The organism is Paenibacillus sp. MER 180 (genome assembly GCF_023713665.1).
GTDB lineage: Bacteria > Bacillota > Bacilli > Paenibacillales > Paenibacillaceae > Paenibacillus_B > Paenibacillus_B suaedae.
Window position 1 is genome coordinate 97226 of record NZ_JAMAVT010000014.1, and the last position, 26567, is coordinate 123792.

The following is a 26567-nucleotide window of genomic DNA, read 5'->3' on the forward strand; positions in this document are numbered from 1 at the left end:
ATATTGATATTGGGCTATCACGCAATGGAAGGGATCGCATATGAGAGGGTCCAGTTGACTTTAACAGGGTAGGGAAATATCTTAAGAATATAACAGATCATTATGGACGGAAGCGGTTTTTATAAATGAAAGGTGGTATGTTTATGCGAATCAAATGGTTCGGGCAATCGGCTTTTTTATTGACTTCGCAGGCAGGAACAAGGATTTTGATTGATCCATACGGACGTCTGCTTCGTTATCGAATGCCTGAGGTAGAAGCGGATATTGTTCTGGTTACGCATGAACATCGCGATCATAATCAGATTCAGGTAGCGGTTGGCGATTACTTGCTTGTGAATGAGCCGAAGGAATACAACTATGGTGACGGTGAGGTGCTGATCAGCGGCTTTAAGACCTTTCATGATAAAGTGAACGGTGCGAAAAAGGGTGATAATATTGTTTTCCGCATCCAAGTCGATGGCCTGACTATCTGTCATTGTGGGGATCTGGGTCATCTATTGTCTGAAGAGCAAAGCCAAGCAATCGGCAAGGTAGACATTCTTATGGCTCCGGTAGGCGGAAGAATGACCATTAACGGAGATGAAGCGGCTCAACTGATGCATCAATTGCGGGCAACGATAACCATTCCGATGCATTACCGTACGAAGGCGCTCCGTCCGCTAGGATTTCTGATTTTTGATAAGGTAGATAAATTTCTCGCAGCATCCGGTCAGCAGGTTAGAAGCTATAAAGAGCTGGATATTACACAAGACAGTTTGTCTCAAGCCGCGGGCGTAGCCATCATGCAATATTGAGGGCAGTGGAGTATGAACGAAATTGACGGTAATGTAGAAATGACACAATTATCATTTTGCTAGAAAGTACCAAGCACATCCGTTATAATCGTCTCAGATTATTAGCACATCGGAGGTGCTCTACTTGCTAGAGGAAAACCGAGATCACTCTCATGTACGTAAGAATATACATTGGGCCGACCTGCGGGCGGATTGCGAGAATTGCTTGCAAATTCGAAGGAGAGACGGAAGAATTACCGCGGAGCCGATCTCATGGGTGCGAAATTAAAAGCAGCTGATCTCAGAGGGGCTGATTTAAGAGGAGCCTATCTGATCGCGGCTGACTTGCAGCATGCGAATTTGCGCGCAGTCGACCTCATCGGAGCGGACTTGCGCGATGCAGATATTCGCGGCGCGGATTTGAGAGACAGTATTTTTCTGACTCAGGTACAGATTAACGCAGCGAAGGGAGATTCGCATACTCAACTGCCGGGAAGGCTGTCTCGACCGGCCCATTGGACAGCATAGCCAGCAGAAGGCAGGCTGGAGAAAGAAAATTATGGTTGTGGAATATATGAATCTTCCGTATTATGGTGTATAGTGCTTCTTTTGATGATACGGAGGGTATTGGTTTGTTACTTTACTATTGATATTGTCGATCTACCTCAGAACAATTACATGAGGAGATGATCGAATATGATATACAAGCACTCAGTCGACGGGATTACAGATGAAATGCTGGAAGGCTTTTTTGTAGATTGGCCGAATCCGCCAAGCCCGGAAACTCACCTGCGGTTATTGAAGAACAGCAGCAAAGTGGTTCTGGCGATGGATGAACAAACGGGTCAGGTCGTAGGATTTATCACGGCGATAAGTGACGGTGTACTGTCTGCCTATATTCCACTGCTTGAAGTGCTGCCAGCATATAAAGGCAAGGGGATCGGCAAAGAATTAGTCAGTCAAATGATGAAAGCGTTGGATGACATCTATATGATTGATTTATGCTGCGACGATGACCTGGTTCCCTATTATGAACATTTCGGCATGATGAAGGCGAACGGAATGATATTCCGAAATTATCGCATGCAAGCTGGGAAGCAGAAGGAAATAGAGGCGAGGTAAATAAAAACGCTAACGCTTGGGCAGATGCCCAAGCGTTTTTTGCATAAGAAGGTCTACCAGCGCCTTAGAACTGAACTGAAAAGCCACGGAATTGGTGAACGCCAGTTCCGAAGCGGACAAGATCCTTCTCAAGCAGCTCTGCAGCCGCTTCTTTCAACGCACCTAATAATTCGGGCTCCAGCCCAAGCCGATTATGGGAGCCGAATACTTGTACAATACCCTCAATCCCCGAAATTTTCTGCCAGGAGGCCACAAGGTCTTCTGGACTCGTCGTAGGATAGAATGCATAGATCGGTGTTTCATCGTACAGCAGATCGCCAGTAAATAAGTAGCCTCTGCTTGTATCGTGCACGGCGATATGTCCGGGGGAATGGCCGGGCGTATGATAAACGAAGAGTTTACGATTCCCTAAATCGATGGTATCTCCATCTTGCAGCAGACCAGTTGGCTTGCCTTGATAGGGAGTATAGGCAACAGGATCGAAGGTAGGCGGTAAGGGTCTCGTAATATCACGCGACACATCTTTGCGAATCTGCTCAATCGGCAATCCCTTAATGCCATTAATGAGCCAATCTTCTTCCAGTTCGTGGACGTAAATCCGCTCGAACTTGCCATGGCTGCCAATATGATCCCAGTGAACATGGGTGGTAAGCACCGTGATGGGCAGACTAGTTAGTTGTCTAGTCATTCGCGTAATATCATCGATACCAAGGCCTGTGTCGATGAGAGCGGCTCGTTCACTGCCGATGAGCAGATAAGAATGAACTCTCTCCCAATGGCCGTATTCGCTAATTGCAAACGTGGAGTCGTCAAGCTTCGAGACGGTGAACCAGGGATCGTCTATAACAATAGGATATTTTGTTGCGTGCTGCTCACGATTAGCTGTGTTAGATTGCATGCGGTATCCCTCCAGGAAGTGAAGAATGTAATCATTGAATGGCAATATCTTCGCTGTCATCTTGAAAGGCGATTAAGGACAAATAGTAGCTTTTCTGTTCTTGCGTTTCTTCTGTTTGCTTAGCATGTTGTTTACGCTCATCCTGCTTGCAATTTTGATCCTTATTTCCTTCATTTATCCCATTATTCTGATTTTTCTCTTGCTTCACACTCTTCTCATGCTCGTCATACTTCTCATGCTTCGTAAAATGCTTATCCAGCAGCAGTTTGAACTCCTCAACGAAGTTGTGGAAATTCTTCTCGGATGCCTGCAGCTGATAGGTGGCGGCAATGTTTTTGCGCTGATCCAGATTGCTGCTGTCCAAGGCGAACGATTCCGCTGGTGCGCGTTCAACTTTAGTCCGAGTGACCTCGACGGTCTCCATGAACACTTGTCGTGACGTCTCGATCAGATCCATGCTCGGAAGAAGATGATCTTCGGGGATGAAGCGGCTTGCAACGGCTCGATAATACTTCTGAACGATGCCGTTTTTTTCTTCTTTGCGTACAACATGGATCACTTGATGCTTCTCTAGTTCCTTCAAATGAAAGTAAATATTATTCCGCGTAATACCCAGCATTTCGGCAAGCTGCTGCCCGGTATACTCTTGCTTGACAAGGTTCATAAGCATCTTCGTCCGGAGCGGATCGGCAATTGCTTTTAGCTGCTCATGAGTCTGAATTTTATAGACGCTAGTCACAGTCATCGAAACACCTCACTAGAATTTACCGGTAAAATATAATTTACTGTTCAGTGTGTTTATATTAACACGAATTACACAATTGGACAATCATTCTATTTTGGATGTGAGAAACTATGATTTAGGAATAGAGAAATAGAGGAATTGAGACACATGGTGCGTAACTAGGATCAGCTCTAAAGCAAAATACTTCTGCAGACGGAGTGAAGTAGCTAAGGGTGCATGATACACTCCTTCCAGTATAGAGGAATGGAGGATGATGGATGAAAGTGCAGAGTGCGGCTCGCTCATGGGCCTTTGGGATAATGGCATTTCTGGCAATCATGGTCGGAATTTATGCTTTAGCGATGTATGCTATACCATCTCATATCCAAGAAGCTCCGCTTGTAAAAGGCAAAGGGGAATTGCCGACGTTGTGGTATCCAGTATTGTGGGCGCACGCCATATCTTCAGGACTTGCTATTACTATCGGATGGCTTCAATTCATCAAGCGATTACGAGTACAAAAGCCTAATCTACACCGCGCAATCGGCTATGTGTATGCGTGCCTGATTGCGATTGGGGGGATTACAGGGCTCTATTTATCCTGGTACGCGGATGGCGGTTGGCTCGCCGCAACAGGCTTCGGAGTACTGTCTACTTTATGGATGTATACTCTGTATCAAGGGATAGTCCGCATTGTTGTCGCTCGCGACTTAGCCGGACATGGTCGCTGGATGATTCGCAACTATGCGCTTACATGTGCGGCAATTACTCTGCGCCTGTATATGCCGCTGGCAGCGATACTCTTCGGGCTTTCAGATCCCAATGACACATTTGCAGTGATCGCTTGGCTATGCTGGGTGCCAAATCTGTTGGTTGCAGAGAGTTTGGTCGCGCGCCGTCCATCAGTAGGTAGTAGAAAGTCATACATACAATAGCGGTTTGTTTACCTAAACAGTGTGAACGCGGATGCTGATACAATATACCGCCTCTACGCTGTTTTTTGCTTTTTTGATACACTTGGGACATATGTCCTTCCCCCAAGCCATGGGTCTGATTTTAAATAATAGTGAAATTGAATTCATGTCTAGAGGAGCGGGAATGATGGCGGGAATCCTATTTGCATTGTTAGGCGGAGCGTTCATAACGCTGCAAGGCGTGGCGAACTCCCATATCAGTCAACATATTGGCACATGGCAAGCAGCAACGATTACCCAGTTCACGGGATTAGTACTGGCCTTTATCCTTCTGCTGCTCGTCCGTGATGGACAATGGAGAAGAGTCAAGCAAGTGAAGCCGATATATCTGGCTGGAGGTGCCTTGGCAGCAATTATCATATCGAGCAATATCACAGCCATTCATCAGATTGGAGTGACTCTGACGATTGCAATGGTGTTAATTGCCCAGCTAAGTGTAACCTTCATCATCGACAGTAGAGGATGGTTCGGTGTAGCGAAGCAGAAGATGAAGCTGGCGCAGTTCATCGGCATTGGGATGATGATCGCCGGAGTGATTATATTGAAGATGTAATTTTGCGGCAGAGGTGAAGGTGCGCTATGAAAGAGATTAAGGATCGTGAACAACTCGCTCATTATTTGGAGATTCATCAGATTACATCGATATTTAATGAGGACATAATGCCGCATTTGGCGCTTTACAGCTATGAGCAAGGCGAACTTATCTGTTCGCAGGGCGATCCTGCGGAGTACTTTTACGTTCTTGTGAAAGGGAAGGTCAAAGTATATAACACCTCGGCAGAAGGCAAGGCGCTGATTGTATCGTTTAAAACGGCGCTAGAGGCGATTGGTGATATTGAATATGTGCAGGGGATCGACTTTATGAATTCAGTTGAGGCTGTATCGCCTGTGCATTTGATCGGCGTCCACTATCGATGGCTTCATCAATATGGGAAGCATGATCCGCCTCTGCTTCAATTTATGCTCAACATGATTACGACGAAGTTTTGCATGAAATCAGATTCCTTGAGCTTTAATTTGATGTATCCGGTGGAGGCGCGCTTGGCGAGTTATCTCTTGTCGATATCGTATGATGAATCGGATCCGCGATTTAATGGACAGCTTAATGCGGTGAGTTTGCGGGATGTAGCCAACTTTATTGGCACCAGCTACAGACATTTGAATCGAGTTATTCATAAGTTCTGTGAAGAAGGCTTGGTCGAGCGCAGTCGAGGGTTTATTTCCGTGAAGGATCGGGAGCGATTGCGTACTCTGGCAGGCCATAATATATATGAAAGGTGAGAGGGGACGCTTATGATTGCAGGCTTAGTATTGGCGCTCATCGCTGGCTCGCTTGTTGGTGTGCAGAATGTGTTCAACAGTAAAGTAAATGAAGGCGTGGGAACGTGGACGACTACAGCAATCGTGCTGGGCATGGGATTCCTAGCGTCACTCACCATTGGCCTCTTAGTGGAAGGAAAGCAGCTATTTGATTTGCCTAATATGAAGACATGGTACTGGTTCAGCGGCATCATCGGGGTCGGTGTCGTGCTTAGTGTGGTACAGGGAGTGAAGCGGCTTGGCCCGACGTTTGCCATCTCGATTGTGATGGCGTCCCAGATTAGTTTTGCGCTGTTGTTCGACTCTTTGGGGTTGCTTGGCCTCGATCAGGTTCCTTTTACGGGAAAACAAGCAATCGGGGTTTTGATCATTATTGGCGGCGTTATTGTATTTAAGACGGGGAAAAGAGTAGAACCGCTGTAGATTCCCTATCTACTTCGTTTTTTTTAGATACGCGCTGGATACGATGCTGGATGTAGAAGATGGATTTCAGTGGAATGATTTCTATAAGAAGATAGACGGAAATGTGATGGCAACGGTCACTGAACCGCTTGTTGTGTTGAAGTAGCGGGTTGATGGTTTCTCTGGGGTGATGAAGGGGCTGGCTTAGTGCTAGTTCGTTCTGGATTTTTGTTGAAAAGGAAGGAGGGCCTCACCATCCACTTTGCCGTGGATGGTGAGGCCCTTTTGTGCGTGAAAGGTTATTGTAGATTGAAGGTTGAAGATTGAAGGTAGGATACCCCTTCACTTTCGCTACTACCAATTCGATCCGCCGGAAGAATTCTTATTGTCGCCTCCCCAGCTAGACCCGCCCGAGCTATTGGAGTTGTTCGAGCTGGATCCGCCCGAGTTGTTGCTATTCGAGTTGGAATTATAGCTGGTCGATCTACTGGTTTGCTCTCGGCGTCTTTCCTCTTCGCGTCTGCGTTCCTCTGCTCGGCGAGCCTCTTGGCGTCTTCGCTCCTCCGCCCGGCGGGCTTCTTCTCGGCGCCGTTCCTCTGCTATCACAGCATCATAGGCGGCATTCATAGCGCTAATAATGCCTGCCACCGCAGCAGCTTCCTGACTGGCGCGTTCGTATTCGCCGCGGTACATATAGTCATTCGCAGAGGACATGATCTGCGAATATTGGGAGTCAAAGTGAGATAATCTTACTTTTCGGTTTGTACGATGATACGTGGAACGATACCGTGCTTCCATGTCGTTCATCGTGCGTTCTGCATCGCGCTTCACAATGGCAGTTCGCTCGACATCTTGCAAGTAGGCTTCCGCTTCGCGTGCATATTGCGAGCTTAGCTCTGATTGTAAGTCAATGTCATAAGGAGGCTGGGCGAGCAACTGCTTCAGTCCGGAGTCCAGCTTCATCAAAGATTCTTCCGCATATCGCCATGCTTGCACGAGACGATTGCGCTTAATAACATCTTGGGCGCGGGTGTAAGCTTGTTCACCGCTCTTCATCTGTCTGTTGATTAGTTCGAGCGCCTGATCCAATTTCATGACAAGTTCTTCATATTGCCTTTGATTGCGATCTTGATCCTGCCAAGCTTGCAGTATGCCATCAAGTTCCTGACGAGCCATCTCGTATTCCTGCACTTCTTCCGAAGAGAGGGAACGCACATTGTCCAGTCTGGAACGCATGTTGGCAATGACGGAAAGCCCGTTATGATACAGTTCCCAAGCATGATCCCAGTAGTTGGAACGGTAGGTATGGCTAATTCGCTGGTGCAGCCCATTCATGTGCCGCTCTTCTTCTGGCAGGTTGGAATATCTATTCGCGATGGCTTGGATGTCCTCCGCATTTTTCAGCTTCAAATCTGCCAGCCGCTGTGTCATATGTACAGCATCCGTCAGGTGCTGGCCTCTGCGTTCTGCCAATTGCACAGCTTCCGAAATCTTGCCGCTTCGCAGTTGTTCCAGCATCCGTTCATTCGTGTCTCTAGCTTGCTCCAGACAACCGTAAGGATCGATGCGGATTAGCTTGAGTCTATGTTCTTGTACGATGCTTTCGAAGCGGGCGCGACTGCTGGCTACCTCATTCGGAAATTGCTGGTACAGATTGGCGTAATGAGCGATGGACGCAATATCCTGCGCCAATTGCTCGATCTCTACCTTGGAGGTGTCCATGATGGCATTGGCGCCCATCGGATCGAAGGTATCCATATCATCCACGGTTTGCACACGGCTGACGAGCGTATGGTAGCGTTGGTCGATTGCTTCAAGCGTCCAACCGCGTGTACTGATTTCTTGGCGATATTCGTATTCGAGCTGCTGAAGACGCGCTCGCGCTTCACGAATGCTGTCTACGAGCTGGCGCTCCGTGACCTCGATTTGTTCAATTTGCTTCGTTAGCTCTGCTGCTTTTTTTTCTCGCGTTTGCCGCACGTTGTCTGCCGCATCGAGCTGGCTTTTGAATTTCGGCAGCAGCGTGTGGGCGAAGCTGATCTGCTTCATTTCCTTCAAGCTGGACTCCAGCGCAATGATGGATGCCGTTAATTGCTGCTCGATAGCCGCAGCTTGCTGCTGCGTCGCGCCTTGATACAGCTCAGTGTAGTGGTGCACACGCTCGAGCGCTTGACTGACAGTGGCCATAACGGCAGGAATTTGGGTACGAATTTTGCGCAACCGCTGAAGCTGCCACATCCATGCAACTAGCATGATGCACAATGCAGCTAAGCCTGCTGCGATACCGACCCTAGGCCACGGAATGCTATTCCAGAAAAGGACGAGCGCACTTGGACCTTCCGGTTCCTTCGGCACAGTTACGGGCTGACTTTCGTTCTCCGATGCGGGCTTCGATTGTTTGTTGCCGGATGGGAGATCCTTAGCAGGCTTCTCCGGCGTTGGTACAATCGGCACAGGCTTCAATTGTTTGGTCGCTTCCATAAGCGTTATAGTGGCCCTAGCGAAATTGCCCTCTTTCGCCTTCGGAATAAAATGTTTGTCAACGAATGCGCTGAGCTTAGAGCGAGACGAGTCATCATTGGGCAGTGCGTCGATCTTCTCTTGCAAAGCCGGATTGTTGAAGTTCATCTCTACGCGCCGATCTTCCTTAGACAATAGGATGAGGATGTCATCCGCTGTCAACTTCCATTTGTGATATACTTCGGTTGCATATTCTGCTGCATCCTGGCCATCCAAACGATTGATAGTCAGGAGATAGAACGTATAGGGCTTCCCCTTGGCAGCTCGCTCGATATAGGGAATCGATTCTTTAGGAATCATCTTGGCTATATCGCGCACTATGCCCGATTTGCTCGGAATAGCGTCTGCCTGAACAATTCCCGGATGAAGCAACATGACAATCATCATGATGGCGGACAGCCATCGTATTGCATTCTTCACGGTGATCCTCCGTTTCCAGTCGTGTGTTATGTTATTGGTGCCTATTTCCTATTACGTATTACGTTTGATACCAGTATAAGGTGCAGTCGGAAGCGGGAAAAGAACTTTTCTTACAGGGATTGTCATGGTGAGTTGTAGAAGTACGAAGGACGAGCAGCTAGGAAAAGTGCAGCCAGCAGGGCTGGATGAGAGCATTTAGGAGTGTAGCCTATATCCAGTACAACAGATGCACGCACGTGAAAATAGAGGGAATTTCACACAAGTCGTGCAGATGTAGAGCAGCTTGCAGAGTTGATGGATATGAAAATAAAATAGAAAGTACAGCCTGTAGAGCAGGCTATAACATAGATAGGTGGAGATAAGATGCGCATATATCGAACATTATTATTTGACGTTGATGATACATTGCTTGATTTCAAGGCAGCGGAGAAGCTGGCGCTGCGTTTGTTGTTCGAAGGACAGCAGATCGAGCTGACAGAAGAAATGGAAGCCCATTATAAACAGATGAATCAGGGATTGTGGAGGGCGTATGAAGAGGGAAAGATCAATCGCGACGAGGTGGTGAACACTCGATTCTCTCTACTTTTGAAGGAATATGGGCATGAAGTGGACGGTGTTCTGTTGGAGCAAAAATATCGAGGCTATTTGGAACAGGGACATCAGCTCATTGACGGGGCTATGGAAGTAATTACGAAACTGCACGGCGCGTATGATCTGCATATTGTGACGAATGGCGTGTCTAAGACACAGGATCGAAGGCTGCGTGATTCTGGTCTGCATCCGATGTTTACGAGTATTTTCGTATCGGAGGATACAGGGTACCAGAAGCCGATGAAGGAATTCTTTGATTTTGTGTTCGCGCGCATTCCTAATATTGACCCGCAGCTGGCATTGATTATTGGGGATTCGTTAAGCTCAGATATGAAGGGCGGCCAGCTGGCAGGTCTGGATACCTGTTGGTTCAATCCCGAAGGGAAAGCGAATGAAACGGATATTGTTCCAACCTATGAAATTCGTTCGCTTCAGGAGCTGTATCAGTTATTAGGATTGAAGTGAGGGTATTGGAATAAATGAATGTCTAGAAACGCAATAGACTTGTTATAATACTAGTAATAAAGAGGGAAAAGGTAGGTGATAGGTGTGGATCTTACTTTGATAGATGAGTTAAAGAATAGATTGGATTCGCTGCGACCACTACCTGCCGAAGCCGTTCGGAATTTAGAGGAAGTATACCGTGTTGAATGGACGTATAACTCGAATGCGATTGAAGGAAATACACTGACGCTGCTTGAAACGAAGCTTGTGCTCGAACAGGGGTTAACGATCGGTGGGAAAAAGCTTCGGGAGCACTTTGAAGTTATTAACCACGCTGAAGCGATTGCCTACATTCAAGAGCTCATTCGTCAGGATCAGGAGCTAACTGGGTATGTGGTGAAATCAATTCATCATCTTGTTCTTAAAAATATTGCGGACGACGCAGGACGATATCGAATGGTCAATGTCCGCATATCAGGTTCACAGCATGTTCCGCCCCATTATACGGTTGTTCCTGAGAAGATGGAAGAGCTCATGAAATGGTACGAGAATCAACAAGGATTGATGCATCCAGTGATGCTGGCTGCGGAATTCCATTTTAGATTTGTATTTATTCATCCTTTCTCAGATGGAAACGGTCGAACTGCAAGACTCCTTATGAATCTAATTCTGATGAAGCACGGATATCCTCCTGCCATTGTGAAGGCGGCGGATGCTGTCAGAATGCGATATTATGAGACGTTGGAGGAAGCAAGCGTCCAAGGTCAATTGGAGCCTCTTATTCAATTGATTATGGAGTGTGTTGCAGATAGTCTCCAGGCATATTTATTCGCTGTGGAATAATAAAAAACGAGGCTGTCTTGCGGTCATGTTAATCATGACCGCAAGACAGCCTCGTTCTATGTTCGGATGCTATTGTATTGTACGGCGCTTGTGTTACTTCCAGTGTCCGCCTTCCACGATAATATCGTCTGGAGAGACATCTGGGCCGAGTTCTTCTTTCACGTATTTATCGTACAGCTGCAGCAGAAATTTCTCTTTTCCCAGCGCCTCCAGCTCTTGATTCACCCAATCGCGCAGCTCGGTATTGCCTTTCTTGACAGCTGGCGCAATCGGCGCCTCCTTCTCCAGCTTTTCTGGAATAAGGGTGAAGCCAGGATTTTTCCGCGCCCAAGCAAGTAGAATGAAATTATCCTGTGCGTATCCGTCGCCGCGTCCGTCCTTCAACGCTTGGAGGGATTCGGTGTTTTTCTCGAATTTGACCAGTTCAACGTCGGGATAGTTTTTGGTGAAGAAAATATCAGCTGTTGTTCCCTTCGTTACGATAACCTTCTTTCCTTTCAAGTCATCCAACGTCTTAATGCCGCTCTTATCGTTTACGAGTACCTGTGTAGTCACCTTCAAATTTGGATTTGTAAAATCAACAATTTCCTTGCGCTCATCGGTCACGGTCATGTTGGCTACAATCAGATCTACCTTGTCGCTTTGCAAATACGGGATACGACCTGCTGGCTCCACGATGACGAACTCAATTTTGCTCTCGTCCCCAAGCAGATCCTTCGCGAAGCGTCTCGCTAAGTCATTATCGAAGCCAACCAACTCTCCCTTCTCATTCGTGAACCCGAATGGGGGCTTATCGGAGAACACACCTACGAGAATTTTGCCGCGTTCTTTAATTTTGCTCAGTGCACCGGTATCTGCACTCGGTGATTTTCCGCTCTCTTGTTGCGTTGCCGTGGTTGGTTGTTTCTTCGCTCCACTGCCTGTATCGCTTCCGCTGCTGCTTGAGCCGCATGCGGACAACAACCCGACCGTGAGCAGTACCATTAATAATGTGAACCCCAATTTGTTCTTCATCCAATTTCTCTCCTTTTCCATGTTTCCATGTCCAGAAATTTATCCAAAAAGCGCCGGGCTCGTTCGGTTCTGGGATCTGCAAAGAAAGCATCCGGCGCTCCTGTCTCGCATATTCGACCTTCATCCATAAACACAATCCGGTCGGCTACAGCACGGGCGAACCCCATCTCATGGGTCACGATAACCATCGTCATGCCTTGTTCCGCCAAGGCAAGCATGACTTCCAGCACCTCGCGCACCATCTCGGGATCAAGTGCAGCCGTCACCTCGTCGAAGAGGATGACCTCGGGATTCATGCATAGTGCCCGCACGATCGCGATTCGCTGCTGCTGGCCGCCCGACAACTGACGAGGATAGGCGTCCTTCTTGTCTAGCAATCCGACGCGCTCCAGCAGCTTCTCGGCTTGGGCGATTACTTCTGCACGGGGACGCCGCTGGGCCTTAATTGGTCCGAGGAGGATATTATCGAGTACCGTCAGATGGGGGAATAGGTGATAGCTTTGAAACACCATTCCAATCTGTTGGCGAATGTGCTGCCAGCGCGTTGCTGGATTGGTCAATTCTTGACCGTGGAACCGAATGCTGCCGCTCTGCGTTGTCTCGAGTCCATTTAGACACCGAAGCAGCGTGCTCTTGCCGCAGCCGCTTGGCCCGAGTATAACGGTCACTTCTCCTTGAACAATTTGCAGGTTGATGTCCCTCAACACCCAATGCTTGCCGAACGACTTGCCGACATTGGATAGCTCAAGCAATGCGTCGGGCATGAATGCTTCCTCCTTTCTAATCAATCCGTGGGATATTAGCATTGGATATTAGGATAGCAGCTTGTGCTCCAGCCTTCTTGATAAGGCAGATAACGGATAGCACAGTATGAAATAGAGCATGAATAATGCACCGTAAATAAGGACGGCTTCTCCTGTGCGCTCTATAATTTGCTGCCCCGTCTTGATCACATCGGTGACGCCGATAAGAACAGTCAGTGATGTCGTCTTGATGATACGTGTGTACACATTAATCGTAGGCGGGATCATGCGTCGCAGCGCTAGTGGAAGCAGAATGTATGCGTACAATTGCAGGGTACTGAGTCCAATCGCCATGCCAGCTTCTCGTTGACCTTGCGGCAATGAGATAAGGGCACCTCGTGCAACCTCGCCAACTTCAGTGATCCCCCAAAGTGACAACACCAGTACTGCACATACAGAGCTTGGAACATTCAGACCGAAGAAGATTGGAAGACCGAAGAAGAAAAAGAACAGCCATACCAAAATCGGGATAGAGCGGAACAATTCTAGATAAGTACGGGTAATCAACCGCAGCCACGGACTAGAAGAGGTGCGCAGGGCACCGAATAGAAGGCCGCCAATCGTGCTTAGGGCGATGCTCCAGATGGCGATAAGCCCTGTCTGATACAACCCCTTGGCAAGCTGGGGAAGCGATACGACAAGCAAATCAAGTCCCGAACTGGCCATGCTGGAACCTCCTTTCCAGCCAAGAAAGCACAAAGGATAATGGCAGGAACAACAGCAAGTACAGGGCCGTCATCATGAGCAGCATTTCATAGGTTTTGTAGTATAGTGCAATGTAGTTCGTAGCCGTGTACAAAATTTCCGGCACGGCTACTGCAGACACAACCGTCGTCTCTTTCAGTAGAAAAATAAAGTTAGCAAATAAGGACGGCGTAGCAATTCGCAGCGCTTGAGGTAGGACGATATCGCGAAACAACTGCCAGCGAGACAGCCCAAGTGCCAATCCTGACTCCAACTGAGACTTGGGGACGGCTTCGATTCCAGCGCGGAACACTTCAGTCAAATAACCGCCGCCGAGAAACGTCATCGACAGTAAGGCTGTGGTGTAGCTGGACATGCGAATTCCGATACTCGGCAGTGCAAAGTACAGGAAGAACAATTGAATCAACAAGGGTGTATTGCGAGCTACCTCGATGTAGGCACGTACAATGGCAGTTAATATCGGTACTCGGAAATACAAGAGAATCGAGTTGAACACGGCAACGAGCAGAGAAGCAGCGATGGCCGCACCAGCAATTCCGATCGTGACAAGGGCTGCGTGTACGAAGTCGAGCACATGCTCCAGCATGAAGGAGGTATCGAGTGTCATGTTAGCCGGTTTCCTCCCGTGAGGTGGACTGCCTGCTGGAGATAGTGCCTCTTCGGTTCAAGGAATCATCAGGTTCCAAGACAGGGATGCTGGTCTGGACGACATGCGGGTATTTCAAGCCGAGCCCGGTATTGATCGCAACGACGGTGTCGCTGTTCTGGATCCAGCCGCTATCCCGCAATCGGCGTGCAGCGACGAATGTAGATGCGCCCTCTGGGCAGATGAAGGCTCCTTCAAGCTCAGCAATAAGGCGCTGCTCGCCCAGCAGAGCGCGATCATCCACCGCAATTGCACAGCCCTCGGTTCGATAGATGGCATCTAATATTAGAAAGTCTCCTAGTGCCTTCGGTACATTGATGCCGAACGCAAGGGTAGAAGCATTTGGCCAAGGTATCGACTCGGTGTGCTTGTTCTTCCATGCCTCGACGATGGGGGCACATCCCGCAGATTGGACGGCGACGAACCGAGGGAGTTTGCCTTGAACCCAGCCTAGTGCAAGCAATTCCGTCAATGCCTTATAAATGCCGATGAGGCCGACACCGCCTCCTGTTGGATACAGGATGACATCGGGCAGCTTCCAGCCTAATTGCTCGGCTATTTCGAAGCCAATCGTCTTCTTGCCCTCGATCCGGTAAGGCTCTTTTAGTGTAGAGGCATCATATAGGCTGTCATCGTCGCTAATCGCTTGGGAGACAATTTTGCCAGCGTCACTAATTAAGCCATTGACCAGATGGAGCCGAGCTCCTGCAATCGCGCATTCACTACGGGTAATGGCAGGGGCGTCCACAGGCATGACGACTGTGGAGCGTATGCCCGCGCGAGCTGCATAGAGTGCCCAGGCCGCTCCTGCATTGCCATTGGTGGGCAATGCTAATTCCTGAACGCCGAGCTCCTTGGCCTTGGATACACCAACAGCTGCGCCACGGGCCTTGAAAGAGCCGGTCGGCAGAAGCCCATCATCCTTCATATACAACTGGGGAATACCAATTCGGTGTCCAAGCTTGGGCAGGGGGAGGAGAGGAGTAAGACCTTCTCCTAAAGAAATCACATTCTGTTCCAGCTCGATAGGGAGCAGCTCATGATAGCGCCACAGGCTTGGTTCTCTTGCAGCCAGTTCGGAGCGTTGGACGGTTTCCTTCAGTTCATCCAACCGATAGGCTACAAGTAATGGGGAACCGCAAGCACATAGATGCGCCTGCTTGTGCGGGGAATAACTTGTTCTGCATTTCGGGCAATGCAAATGAGAGATATAACTGAATGACACGGTACGCTCCCCTTTCTGCGCATGCAGTGATGGTAGTAGGAGCCTCCGTCGGTACGGTCAGCGGAATGATGTAACTTTGACTAACATCCAAAAATAAGTAATAAATGATTACCTCAATCATAAATACGATTAATCCAATTTGTCAACTCTGATTTACGAATTAAACATCCCGATTACGTTTAGGCAATAAAGGGGGATGGCTCTTACTGTCTCCTTCTGATACTTTTCTGATAGTTGTCCGTTATCGTTGGATTCATAGCAATACGCGATATACATGTCGAACAAGGATACAGATTTTATGCTACCAAAAAAGCAGGGGAGCCAATAGGTCAAAATAAAAATTAGATCCCTTCCCCTGCTTCTTATGAAACTATTGTATTTAATCGACATATTCCCTTTTGCTTAACTTCCACCCAAACTATTCAAATTGACTCAAATACAAGTCTTCCAGATTTGGCTGAACAAGCCTCGTTTCAATATTCATGGGCAACACGCCATTCTCGCTTATGAAGCGTACTTGTAAGCCTTCTGGCGTCGTCATAATGTTGCTTACTTTATAATTTGTCTGTATCTGATCGAGTTGATCGATAGAAATATAGGCTTCATATACGCTTCCTTCTATCGCTGTAACTATATGTTGTGGAGTATCTTTAGCGATAAGCTGACCATTCTTCATCAAAAGAATCTCTTTGGCTATAGACTCAATATCAGAGACGACATGTGTAGCGATAAGTACAATTTTATTTACGGCGATCGTTGAAATAAAGTTTCGCAGCCGAATACGTTCCTTTGGATCAAGTCCGGCGGTTGGCTCATCCAATATGACGATTTCAGGGTCATTCAACAGTGCTTGAGCAATGAGGATGCGCTGTTTCATCCCTCCAGAGTACGTGCTCAATCGTCGGTCTGCTTCGCTGGCTAAGTTAACGGTGTCAAGTAAATGCTCCACCCGTTGTTTGGTTTGCTTGGCGGGTAGACCTTTGAGTGCAGCGATGTACCATAGAAAGCGTCTTGCTGTAAATTCCCCGAATATTCCTTGCTGCTGTGGCATATATCCAAGAACATTTCGATAGGCTCGTCCAAGCTTGCGAATAGGCTGTTGATTATAGGTGATTGCTCCTTCGTCCGGACGAATCTGATCGGTGATCAGATTCATCAGTGTTGACTTTCCCGCCCCATTCGGTCCCAATATGCCATAAATGCCCGGTGTTAGTGTCGCGCTAACATTGCAGAGGGCGGTCTTCCTTCCACGCTGGTAACGCTTGGTCACATGCTGTATAGATAGTTCCATATTGCTTACTCCTTTCTCGTGAACTGTCCGTTATACTTTCTCCAGCCAAATACAGCGGCCCCAGCGCTTATGACAAGTAAACTGCCGAAGTAGGTGGCTGCCATCATCGTGGCGCTCTCATCACGAAGGAACGAAGTCAATAGGAACAGTCCATTGAATGTAACAGAAGCAAGTTGCTTGAATCCGATATATGCGAGCGCAAGCGGACTGATGAGTATCGCCGTTAGTAGCATTAAGCTAAGCGCCTGCTTGCGAACAAAGATCGAAAGCAGTTGGATAACAGGAATAAGCAGCATACAACCGAGCGCTTGCAGAACGTTCACAAGACATACATAATTGATGATCGACAGATTCCATGGCAATGTCTCAAATTGCTCTACGCTCTGGATCGATGCCGTCCAATCGATTGCAGGATAATGACGAGTGAGATTGATATACATAGGACTATAAGTCATCGCTAGCAGGACAAGACTCAAGCAAAGAGCGATAGCTAGCTTATATGTGAATAATCTACTCCTTCCGTGCAGCGTTGCTCGCAGCAAAAATACACTGTTATTGCGATAGTCTTGCGTGAATATAGGGCTTACCAATGCACATAGCAAGGATAGATATAAAATACCCTGCACAATATCTCTGGAAGGGCGGTCAAAGAGTTGATCGCTAGTCAGCTTATTAACAAAGCTGGCGGTATGCCCGGTTTGCGCTTGTATAGCTAACAAATATTGATATTGCTTTTCTACAAGGCGGAACGATTTCTCTTTATCCAGGAATATTTTCCATTCCAATTGTTTATCCTGATACGTTGATCGTGTAATTTCTCCTTTTATATACCTCTGTTCCCACTCTGCTTGCTCATTGCCCAATTGATTGAACCGTTGTCTTTCTGTCTCCATAAACACTTTTTTGTCTGATGTCAGCGGCCCCTGCAGTTTCATCAGATACTGATTGTAGATAGCTTCCTCCAGATTGTATGTGCGCGCCTCTGTTTGGATCATTTGCAGAGTCAGGAAGAGTCCAATCCCTAATATGATCCACCCTCTTCCTGTGATCATCAATTTATAGCATTCATGAAGGAATAGGCTGTTTGAACGGCGAATCCGGAATGTCCAGATTCGAATGTTTTGCCACACATTACTCCATGGAAGATAGATGCCAATGCTGCGTTGAAGCGTATACAGCCAGAGAGCACCTAATGTACCTATAACAATGAATGATCCGCCCGTGATATAAGATAATGTTGCTTTGGAAGCAGGATACCCAAACCAATAAATATTGCGGTAATCGCTAATGAAGTTAAACGTATCGAGAAAGGCAACGGGATTAAGATACTTCAAGCTGTTCACGTAGGAATTAGGATGAATCTGCGTATAACAAATGAAGCTAATGCCAAGCATAGCCAACAGAGTTACATACACCGGAGTTGGACGCTGTGACCCAATAAATAATAAGGCCATCACAATGGCGATCAGTAAACAAGCAAATGATTTCAAAATGAGATATTGAAGGAGGTATTCCAACACAGTTAAGGGCTGTACCGCTCCTTGGAATGATGCCATCGACTGAATATATCGATTCCAATCCCCGAATTCATATAAATAATTGGCAACGAGCAGGATAGAGCCATAGAATAATAGGCTTAATAGGAGTGTCACGAACGTGAGTATGCCGAGCTTGACAGCGGCAGTGTCCAGTCTGCCGCGCCGAGTAGTATGTAATAAAGGCAAAAGCCCGGCTTCGCGTTCGCGATGAAAGATATATATCGTGATCAGAAATAGCAACACTACCACAGTTACATCCAATGGTGTAAAGGATGTGGAAGATACAATGCCTTCTTCAAGTCCAATCTGAAGCGGTAATTGTTGAAGCGGCGCAAAGTCTTTCACTGTTTTGTGAATGTTGCGAGAAGATGCATTTTCCTGGAAAATAGTTACAGATAACATATCAGCAGCTCGCTGCTGCATCTCTAGCATACGTGAACGGTAGTCGATTATGGCTTTGTATTGTTGTGTGATTTTACTGAATATTAACAAGTCACGTTTTAGTAACGTATTGTTATTCACGTATGGACTGGACAAATACGTGGTGACAGCTTCAGGTTGCAGCTGTTTCTTTGCTTCAATTTCTTTTTTCCATTCCGGATTATGGGTTGCAATGACAGCTTCGGATGCAAATAGATTAAATAATTCAAGGTCTTTCATCTTGCGGCTTGTAGTCTTATATCCTTCTTGGAAGGTCACGTTTTGATAGGTTGATTCAACAAGCTGGTAATGATGCATGTTGCGTAAGAGTGATCCATTCTGCTGCCATTCGGTATAGGTATACAGGGAAATATTCATGATGAGCAGAATAGGTATTAAACCAATGAGTAATTTCTTTGTCCCTATTTTATACAGCTCATAGTAGAGTAACTTCATGCTCGTCCCTCACATCGATGAAGTTTAGAAGTGCATAGGTGATTCAACAAACGGTTGAAAGGTAGCTTTTTTCGTTTCAATCTCATTTTTATCCAGTATATACATCGTATATGTTTTTTTATCGTCGCTGTCTTCATTAATAAACATATATCTATCATCACCTACAAAAGGTTGTTGAGTTGAGGAAAACTTCGTCATATCCACGTTGTGAATCGCTACATTGTTCTTGTATATTGTCATTTCGTTAGGAATGTTCTTTGCTCGATCTAATTGGAACCATGCAGGTCGAACATAGCTGTATCGATCATCGACATAATAAATCGAAATTATGGAAGAGGGCTTTATGTCGGTTTCTTGGATATGCTCTCCCTTCAGATCAGAGTTATAGATTCGTAATGCTCGTGGATCAGTAAGATCCGCATTACTTCCCTTCACTGTAGGGTAATAGTATGAGAAATACAATTTATTTTTATTAATGGAACCGATAGATGCAAATCCATCGTCAGTCCTTTCCCACGGAGACGACAAGGTGGAAGTAACGAGATCATAACGCAAGGGTCGGTACCCCTTGTCTGTGAACTCAAGCATATACACTTGTGAACCATAAGGTGTGATGTCTAAGATGGTTCCTTTTTTAAATTGTCCAGCATATAAGACTTCCGGTTCTTGCGACAAGTTGTCTAGCGGCAGGCGGAGTACTTGATATTTCCTCTGACTATTGACATCGTAGTCGGTAGCTCCATAGTAGATATAGCCGCGATGAATTGCAATTCCACTCAACATAGCATGAGGAAATGTCTTTATTACTTTTCGATTGGTTCCGTCAAGATCAAGCTGAACGAGCTGAAAGATGGAGGATGCATCTTTTTTGCTTATACGACTTTCTGACGTAAACAATTTCCCTTTATAATATTGTAGTAATTTAGGGTGTATAGGGCCGACGTTGGCAACATATGCATTACAATTTTCTTCGCTTTTCTCTTTACTGATTAAGCAGGAATGATCGGGACGGTTATCTAATATCACAGGCTTCATCGTTTGCTTATCAGAATAGTAGATATAATTTCCGTTTAATATATAATATCCATTCTCTGTAGTGGTTATAATTGCTCCGCTTGTTTGTACGTGAAACATATAGGGATAGTCGGTTTCGGCGTTGTATTCATCGCTCAGCGACTGCTCTGACGAAGAACAACCGGATTGAAAGACTATGAGCAAAAACAACATAGAGAATAAGACAAATGACTTGTTCATCGTATCACTCCTAAACAGGATCAGGACTCCGTTCATAGAGAATCGCTTCATCTATTATGAACAGAGTCCTATACTATTCATGTATTATTCAAGTTATGACGAAGTATTTAGTACGTCACGTAAGTAGAGCCAGTCCAAGAATTTGAACCATAACCTACAAGGTGAGCCGCATTTGCCCTGAGTGATTTTGGGTTGACCCAATCTGAATTTGCACTTGCCCATGCACTTGTACTGTAGGCGGCAGTGTCACTTGCCTCTTTGGTATAAACCGAACCCACTAGCCCCCAAGAATATGTGTAGACGACATCAACCTTACAGTATGCTCGGTCAGAAGCAGAAGTGGAGCCACTTGCGTAGTCCGAGTAAATAGATAAGCTTCCATGTGTGTTCACATCACCTGCAGTGCCGCTTGTACTATTACTACTGGCAGCAAAAGCTCCCGCAGGCAGCATCAGCATTGCGGACAACACTAAGGCGCTTACGGCAAAACGTTTCTTCGTTTTCTCTTTCATACAGAATCCTCCTAAATCTCAAATATAGTGATTAAGTGAGTCATTCCTGGTGAAAGGAAACAATGTTATGTTTTTTATTATATGTAATATGTTTCCAATTACAATTTAACACGGTATCATTAAAAAGGCAATATATTTATTTCTGTGAAAGCCGCTATTTTCCCCTAATATTTTCTGAATGAATTGATAGTGTAAAAGTATCACAAATCGTTGTATATTCTGTATTTTGGAGAAATATCTCGCTTTATAATGTACATATACCAGTTTTAAGATGCCGATTCATTCATCCTCGATGAACATATTATTTGTGTGCCCCTATGCGATTGACTCCATAAAGGTGTGGTCTTAGGGAGGATTCATATGCCAAAAGTATTGAATTGGTGTAATGCGTAATGATTGTGCAGGCTCTTTTGTCAAGCTGCGCTAAGGAAGAAAATCCAATTGAGCCACCTCCGCCAACATCGGAGAAGTACGAAGCAAAGGGTATGGCAAGAGCGGTTTGAAAAAAGTTCGATGAGGTACGAAGGCGTGCTGCTCGAACTGTCGGCAATGATCGATGAAGAGTTGGAGGCGGCTATTAAGGAACAGACATCGTTCGAAGAGGCTTCGATAAGAATTTCGGAGCGAGGAAACTAAAAATATGTGAAGATAAATGGATAGCTATTTTCAACATAAAGGAGAACGTCTACAGCCGTATGGTTAGGGGGCGTTCTTTTTGCTTCACTAATGAAGAGGAATTGTGAGTAGTAATTTACCCAAAAAGTGGGCTGGTAGATGTAAGAATCATTACGCTCGTAATACTGCTATTGCTGACCGGATGTATGGAAAAATCAACGCCGGAGCGTTTCAATCCGAATGTTAGGGTAAAGACGGTCGTGCCCGAGGAAGGAACTATCGATTTAAAAAGGCGCTGGCAAGACAAAAGCCGGATCTGCTAGTGGTCGATAAGAAGCAGTATCAGGAATTGGCGAATGCAGGATTGCTGCAAGATCTGGAGCAGACGATGGCGGATATGGAATGGGAACTGGAGGGCTTACTTCCCGTTGTGCCAGAGCTTCTGAAGGATAATCAGGATTGACTGTTGTATGGGGTAAACGCTACGCTGCAAAGCACGGATAACTGGGATTAAAGTCTTACAATATGAGTCTGGTTCTCTAGGAGTAGGATGAAATCCATATTTTTATTCTATGAGGTTAGTTTATTAATTGAAATCGAAATTTGGTATTGAAATACTAAATTATAAAATGATATATTTAAGGTATAAATACCTAGCGGCAAGAAGGTGATGATTTGATCGAACAATTTTGGAATATTTGCTTGCTGCATGATATTTACACAAGAGATCAGCTTCTTCGTGAAGCATTGCGTGTAATTCAGACAAGAAAGAGTTTGGAGCAAGATACGAAAATTCTTAGTCAATTGGAAACCGAACCGGAGAAGTTGTTCCAGTGGATGAAGGAGCATGTTGAAGTACGACAGTTAGGACATTTTCCGGGTGACCGGGACTTATTCTATAAACTGTATCATGCAGGTAAGCAATTGGATCTTCTGGAGTACGCGCTTCAAACCTTACAGCAAGATCGAGTAACCGGAAATGTCATCTCGCCAACAAGTCTCATGGCGATGTTTTTTGATCAATGCGATCGGAATCAATATAAGAATATCTTTGTAGCAGAGGCAGAGAAATATATACGCGGTATAGTGGAGACGCAATGTTACAAGAAAGCTACTTATCAGATCACATTATTGACCGAGAATTATATGTTGGCGCAAGTATTTCGAACATACTTTGCACCTTATCCGAATGTATTGGTCATTCAAGGTACGATTTATCAGCCGTTGCCTTTGGAAGATAAGTACGATGCTGTACTAGCGATACCTCATTTCGGTATGAAAATAGATGAGCAAGAGAATATGGAGATCCGGGATTCGGAAGGTGTGGCGGTTCAGCATTTGCTGCCTCTACTGCAAGATAACGGAATGCTGAGCGTAACGCTACCTGCACGGATGATGTTTCAAGCCGGTGAGTATGCGAACTGGCGCAAGCAGCTTCATCAAGCCGCACCTGTACATGTCATAGCGTTACTTCCAGATGGAATACTCCGACCCTATGCTTCTGTTCGCATGTATCAAGTGATACTAGGGACAAGGATGCCGGAAGAAGTAAGGCTTATGCAAATGTATGCTAAGGGGACGGAGCTTATTATTGAGCAGGAAGCGGAGTTGTCTTTCGATCACTTCACTGCATCGACCGATTGGCGGATTGACCTGCTGCTGGATAACAACCAGAATACACTACGGGCATTCCGTGAAGCACAAGTACCGAAGGTGAAACTAAGCGAGATTGCTGAAATCTTCCGTGGAAAGTCGATTATGAAGAATGACTTAAAGCCGGGCAAAATTAAAGTGCTCAATATATCCAATATTGAGGATGGCGAAGTGATGCTCGGGCAGCTTGACACGATAGATGAGGAAGAACGGAAAGTAATGCGATATGAGATTGTTCCTGGTGATCTGGTCATGAATTGCAGAGGCACCGTGACGAAGCTGGCTGTATTTCCGCAGTGTGATTCTACCATAATCGCTTCTGCGAATATTATCGTCATTCGGTTTAAATCGACGGTACGCAGCCATTACGCTAAAATCTTTTTGGAGAGCCCAACCGGGATGGCACTTATCCAGAGCTATCAGCGGGGAACGACAGTCATGAATTTGAATCCGGCTGATGTAGGCGAGATTGAACTACCGCTCTGTTCAGAAGCAGAGCAGGATAAGCTGATTCAGCATTATATTGAGGAAAAAGATAGATATTTAGCTGTAGTCCAGCAGGCTACAGCTAGATGGGAACAAGTAAAGAATAACGTATACAGCGAGATATTCTAAGGGGGAATATAGGATTATGGCTACTGCGAATCTTGGATTTGAAGAGAAGCTATGGGGGATGGCGGATAAACTGCGCGGAAGCATGGATGCCGCAGAGTATAAGCATGTTGCATTGGGACTTCTATTTCTTAAATATGTATCGGATGCATTTGAAGAGAAATATAAAGCATTGAAAAAAGAGCCTTATGCAGATCCGGAAGATCGGGATGAATATTTGGCTTCGAATATATTCTGGGTACCGAAGGATGCGAGATGGAGCAACATTAAGGAAAATGCGAAGAAGCCAGAAATTGGTCAGATTATTGACCGTGCAATGATAGATATCGAGCGTGAAAACCCTTCTTTGAAGGGAGTATTGCCAAAGGACTATGCGAGGCCTGCACTGGACAAGTCCCGTTTAGGTGAGGTTATTGACTTGTTTTCCTTCAAGGTAGGGGATAAAGAGAGCCGTTCACAGGATGTACTTGGACGGGTGTATGAATATTTTCTCAGTAAGTTTGCGAGTGCGGAAGGGAAGAATGGTGGCGAGTTCTATACGCCTTCGAGTGTCGTACAACTTCTCGTTGCGATGATTGAACCGTATAAAGGCCGCGTGTATGACCCGTGCTGCGGTTCGGGCGGCATGTTCGTGCAAAGTGAGAAATTCGTGGAAGAACGTCAAGGGAAGCTCGGAGATATCGCGGTATATGGTCAAGAATCGAACCCAACGACATGGCGTCTTTGTAAAATGAACTTGGCGATTCGCGGCATTGACAGCAATTTGGGGGAGAGTCATGCGGATACGTTCCATAATGATCTTCACAAGAACGTGAAGGCTGATTATATTCTTGCCAATCCGCCATTTAATATTAGCGATTGGGGTGGAGATCGACTAACGGATGATGTACGATGGTCATTTGGTGTTCCACCTACCGGGAATGCGAACTATGCATGGATTCAGCACATGGTGAACAAGCTGGCACCTAACGGCGTTGCGGGATTTGTACTAGCAAATGGTTCGATGTCTACGAGCACGACAGCGGAGCTAGAGATTCGCAGCAAGCTGGTGAATGCCGACCTCGTTGATTGTATTGTGACATTGCCAGGGCAGTTGTTCTATTCGACGCAAATTCCAGTGTGTCTCTGGTTCCTGGCGAAAAATAAGACACCACGCGGGTTACGCGACCGCCGAGGAGAAATTTTGTTTATTGATGCTCGTAAAATGGGGCATATGGTGGATCGGACGCATCGAGAGCTGAGCGCAGAAGACATTAAGAAGGTAACCGATACGTACCATGCATGGCGCGGGCAAGCGGAAGCGGGAACCTATGAAGATGTGAAGGGCTTCTGCAAGGCAGCGAAGATTGAGGAAGTGCAGGAGCACGAATATATTTTGACGCCAGGTCGTTATGTCGGCATTGAGGATGTGGAAGAAGACAGCGAGCCGTTCGGAGATAAGATGGCTCGTCTGACGACAGAATTGGCGGAACAATTCGCGAAGTCACGGCAGCTGGAAGATGAGATTCGCAAGCAGCTTGGGGGGATCGGGTTTGGGTTTTGATAAAACAACTAAAAAGTTGGGAGAAGTAACTTCATTGATTGCTCGAGGAGTAACTCCTTCCTATACAGAAAAAGAGAAAACAGCAGTTTTAAATCAGAAGTGTATTCGAAATAACCATATTGATTTCAATCTAGTAAGATACACGGATTCAGAAAAAAAGAAGATCTCAAAGGAAAAATATATTAAACAGTACGATATATTAGTCAATTCGACCGGAGTTGGTACCTTAGGGAGGATTGCGCAGGTGAAGTTTGTAAATTCACCAACAACTGTTGATTCTCATGTAACAATTGTTAGGCCGGGAGAGAATATTGATCCGATATTTCTAGGATATTCATTATTCAGTCAGCAAAAGTTAATTGAATCAATGGGGGAAGGTTCAACAGGACAAACCGAGTTGTCGAGAATAAGATTGGCGGAAGAAATAGTTTTACAAGTACCTTCAAGAATGGAACAAAAAAAGATAGGCCAGCTCTTTTCTTATATTGATGACAAAATCGAACTTAATAACGCAATCAATAAAAATCTTGAAGAAATGGCCCAAATCCTATTTAAACGTTGGTTTGTTGATTTTGAATTTCCTAACGAAAACGGGGATCCGTATAAGTCCAGCGGAGGAGAACTTGAGGAAAGTGAGTTGGGGTTGCTTCCTAAGGGGTGGAAGGTACGTCCTTTAAATGAAATTTTAGAAATTAATCCTAAACAAATTTTAAAAAAAGGGAGTAATGCTCCCTACGTAGAGATGAAAAGTATAACGAGTTACTATGCAAGAGTCACCGAACATACTAACAGGGAGTTTAAATCTGGGACAAAGTTCATCAATGGTGACGTCCTCTTAGCTAGAATTACTCCTTGTTTAGAGAATGGAAAGACGGCCTATGTTGATTTTTTAGAAGAAAATCAAATTGGCTGGGGATCAACTGAGTATATCATTTTGAGAAGCCGTCAAGGTATCCCCAATCTATTTGCATATTTTCTTGCGAGATCGGATGAGTTTAGATCGCATGCTATCAATAACATGACAGGCACTTCTGGACGACAACGCGTTCCTGAAACAAGCGTAAGCAATTATCAAATAGCGCTTCCTGTTACATTTGAATTGTTTAAGAAGTTCGGGGATGTTGTACAGGCAGAATTTGAACTTATGAAGAAAAATGATTTGGAGAGTCATAGCTTAAAACATATAAGAGACACCCTTCTCCCGAAACTCATGTCGGGAGAGATTCGTGTACCGCTAGATCAGGCTTAA

At 45.8% G+C, this 26567-nt stretch carries 25 protein-coding genes and 1 pseudogene; 14 read left to right on the top strand and 12 right to left on the bottom strand.

The window, feature by feature from the left end; translation table 11 throughout:
• The first annotated feature begins 143 nt into the window (after window positions 1-143).
• From M3661_RS21495 to M3661_RS21505, 3 genes and pseudogenes are all read left to right on the top strand, one after another.
• Complete coding sequence (locus M3661_RS21495) at window positions 144-794, top strand: MBL fold metallo-hydrolase (protein ID WP_251488438.1); 651 nt, start codon at window positions 144-146, stop codon at window positions 792-794.
• A 231-nt stretch (window positions 795-1025) separates the two neighbouring features.
• Window positions 1026-1301, top strand: a pseudogene (locus M3661_RS21500) (pentapeptide repeat-containing protein); the annotation flags it as partial.
• A 168-nt stretch (window positions 1302-1469) separates the two neighbouring features.
• Complete coding sequence (locus M3661_RS21505; RefSeq protein ID WP_065290047.1) at window positions 1470-1895, top strand: GNAT family N-acetyltransferase; 426 nt, start codon at window positions 1470-1472, stop codon at window positions 1893-1895.
• A gap of 64 nt (window positions 1896-1959) precedes the next feature.
• On the opposite strand, the gene M3661_RS21510 is transcribed toward M3661_RS21505, so the two are convergent.
• Both M3661_RS21510 and M3661_RS21515 read right to left on the bottom strand, forming a co-directional pair.
• The gene (locus M3661_RS21510; protein WP_251488441.1) at window positions 1960-2793 is read right to left on the bottom strand and encodes an MBL fold metallo-hydrolase; all 834 of its coding nucleotides are present in this window, start codon (window positions 2791-2793) and stop codon (window positions 1960-1962) included.
• Window positions 2794-2824: 31 nt separating this feature from the next.
• Entirely contained in the window at window positions 2825-3538 is a 714-nt protein-coding gene (locus M3661_RS21515; RefSeq protein WP_251488444.1) for a winged helix-turn-helix domain-containing protein, read from the bottom strand.
• Between the two features lie 257 nt (window positions 3539-3795).
• Between M3661_RS21515 and M3661_RS21520 the strand changes: the two genes are divergently transcribed.
• From M3661_RS21520 to M3661_RS21535, 4 genes are all read left to right on the top strand, one after another.
• Window positions 3796-4452 carry a DUF2306 domain-containing protein gene (locus M3661_RS21520; RefSeq protein ID WP_174807641.1) on the top strand — a complete coding sequence of 219 codons (657 nt, stop codon included), beginning with the start codon at window positions 3796-3798 and terminating at the stop codon, window positions 4450-4452.
• 166 nt (window positions 4453-4618) lie between these two features.
• Entirely contained in the window at window positions 4619-5044 is a 426-nt protein-coding gene (locus tag M3661_RS21525; protein WP_251488551.1) for a DMT family transporter, read from the top strand.
• Between the two features lie 26 nt (window positions 5045-5070).
• Complete coding sequence (locus M3661_RS21530; RefSeq protein ID WP_251488446.1) at window positions 5071-5772, top strand: Crp/Fnr family transcriptional regulator; 702 nt, start codon at window positions 5071-5073, stop codon at window positions 5770-5772.
• A gap of 12 nt (window positions 5773-5784) precedes the next feature.
• Window positions 5785-6234, top strand: coding sequence for a DMT family transporter (locus M3661_RS21535; protein ID WP_021254100.1), 450 nt, complete (start codon window positions 5785-5787; stop codon window positions 6232-6234).
• Window positions 6235-6567: 333 nt separating this feature from the next.
• On the opposite strand, the gene M3661_RS21540 is transcribed toward M3661_RS21535, so the two are convergent.
• Complete coding sequence (locus M3661_RS21540; RefSeq protein WP_251488449.1) at window positions 6568-9153, bottom strand: TPM domain-containing protein; 2586 nt, start codon at window positions 9151-9153, stop codon at window positions 6568-6570.
• A gap of 363 nt (window positions 9154-9516) precedes the next feature.
• On the opposite strand from M3661_RS21540, the gene M3661_RS21545 reads away from it, so the two are divergent.
• The gene (locus tag M3661_RS21545) at window positions 9517-10209 is read left to right on the top strand and encodes a YjjG family noncanonical pyrimidine nucleotidase (RefSeq protein ID WP_021259664.1); all 693 of its coding nucleotides are present in this window, start codon (window positions 9517-9519) and stop codon (window positions 10207-10209) included.
• Between the two features lie 75 nt (window positions 10210-10284).
• Entirely contained in the window at window positions 10285-11031 is a 747-nt protein-coding gene (locus M3661_RS21550) for a Fic family protein (RefSeq protein ID WP_397376540.1), read from the top strand.
• A gap of 93 nt (window positions 11032-11124) precedes the next feature.
• Here M3661_RS21550 and M3661_RS21555 read toward each other — a convergent pair whose 3' ends face one another.
• From M3661_RS21555 to M3661_RS21595, 9 genes are all read right to left on the bottom strand, one after another.
• Window positions 11125-12045 (bottom strand): transporter substrate-binding domain-containing protein, encoded by a 921-nt coding sequence (locus tag M3661_RS21555; protein WP_251488452.1) that lies wholly within the window; start codon window positions 12043-12045, stop codon window positions 11125-11127.
• Window positions 12042-12809, bottom strand: coding sequence for an amino acid ABC transporter ATP-binding protein (locus tag M3661_RS21560; RefSeq protein WP_285853187.1), 768 nt, complete (start codon window positions 12807-12809; stop codon window positions 12042-12044). Before M3661_RS21560 ends, M3661_RS21555 begins: the two co-directional genes overlap by 4 nt.
• Before the next feature lie 48 nt (window positions 12810-12857).
• Window positions 12858-13514 carry an amino acid ABC transporter permease gene (locus M3661_RS21565; RefSeq protein WP_021254106.1) on the bottom strand — a complete coding sequence of 219 codons (657 nt, stop codon included), beginning with the start codon at window positions 13512-13514 and terminating at the stop codon, window positions 12858-12860.
• Complete coding sequence (locus M3661_RS21570; RefSeq protein ID WP_251488454.1) at window positions 13495-14160, bottom strand: amino acid ABC transporter permease; 666 nt, start codon at window positions 14158-14160, stop codon at window positions 13495-13497. Before M3661_RS21570 ends, M3661_RS21565 begins: the two co-directional genes overlap by 20 nt.
• 1 nt (window position 14161) lies before the next feature.
• Complete coding sequence (locus M3661_RS21575) at window positions 14162-15424, bottom strand: threonine synthase (RefSeq protein ID WP_251488456.1); 1263 nt, start codon at window positions 15422-15424, stop codon at window positions 14162-14164.
• A 418-nt stretch (window positions 15425-15842) separates the two neighbouring features.
• Window positions 15843-16715: an ABC transporter ATP-binding protein gene (locus M3661_RS21580; RefSeq protein WP_251488458.1), complete on the bottom strand. Its 873-nt coding sequence runs from the start codon at window positions 16713-16715 to the stop codon at window positions 15843-15845.
• 5 nt (window positions 16716-16720) lie between these two features.
• Window positions 16721-19129, bottom strand: coding sequence for a hypothetical protein (locus M3661_RS21585; protein ID WP_251488460.1), 2409 nt, complete (start codon window positions 19127-19129; stop codon window positions 16721-16723).
• Window positions 19130-19153: 24 nt separating this feature from the next.
• Window positions 19154-20383, bottom strand: coding sequence for a hypothetical protein (locus tag M3661_RS21590; protein WP_251488462.1), 1230 nt, complete (start codon window positions 20381-20383; stop codon window positions 19154-19156).
• A 107-nt stretch (window positions 20384-20490) separates the two neighbouring features.
• On the bottom strand, window positions 20491-20895 hold the full coding sequence (locus M3661_RS21595) for a hypothetical protein (RefSeq protein ID WP_251488464.1): 405 nt from the start codon (window positions 20893-20895) through the stop codon (window positions 20491-20493).
• Between the two features lie 441 nt (window positions 20896-21336).
• Here M3661_RS21595 and M3661_RS21600 point away from each other — a divergent pair, with 441 nt between their 5' ends.
• The 5 genes from M3661_RS21600 to M3661_RS21620 all read left to right on the top strand — a co-directional run bounded on the left by M3661_RS21600 (window position 21337) and on the right by M3661_RS21620 (window position 26567).
• A complete protein-coding gene (locus tag M3661_RS21600) occupies window positions 21337-21531 on the top strand; it encodes a hypothetical protein (protein ID WP_251488466.1) in 195 nt (64 codons plus the stop codon).
• 301 nt (window positions 21532-21832) lie between these two features.
• Window positions 21833-21973: a hypothetical protein gene (locus tag M3661_RS21605; RefSeq protein ID WP_251488470.1), complete on the top strand. Its 141-nt coding sequence runs from the start codon at window positions 21833-21835 to the stop codon at window positions 21971-21973.
• A gap of 212 nt (window positions 21974-22185) precedes the next feature.
• Window positions 22186-23778: a restriction endonuclease subunit S gene (locus M3661_RS21610; protein WP_251488473.1), complete on the top strand. Its 1593-nt coding sequence runs from the start codon at window positions 22186-22188 to the stop codon at window positions 23776-23778.
• A gap of 16 nt (window positions 23779-23794) precedes the next feature.
• Window positions 23795-25318: a class I SAM-dependent DNA methyltransferase gene (locus tag M3661_RS21615; protein ID WP_251488477.1), complete on the top strand. Its 1524-nt coding sequence runs from the start codon at window positions 23795-23797 to the stop codon at window positions 25316-25318.
• The gene (locus M3661_RS21620; protein ID WP_251488479.1) at window positions 25308-26567 is read left to right on the top strand and encodes a restriction endonuclease subunit S; all 1260 of its coding nucleotides are present in this window, start codon (window positions 25308-25310) and stop codon (window positions 26565-26567) included. Before M3661_RS21615 ends, M3661_RS21620 begins: the two co-directional genes overlap by 11 nt.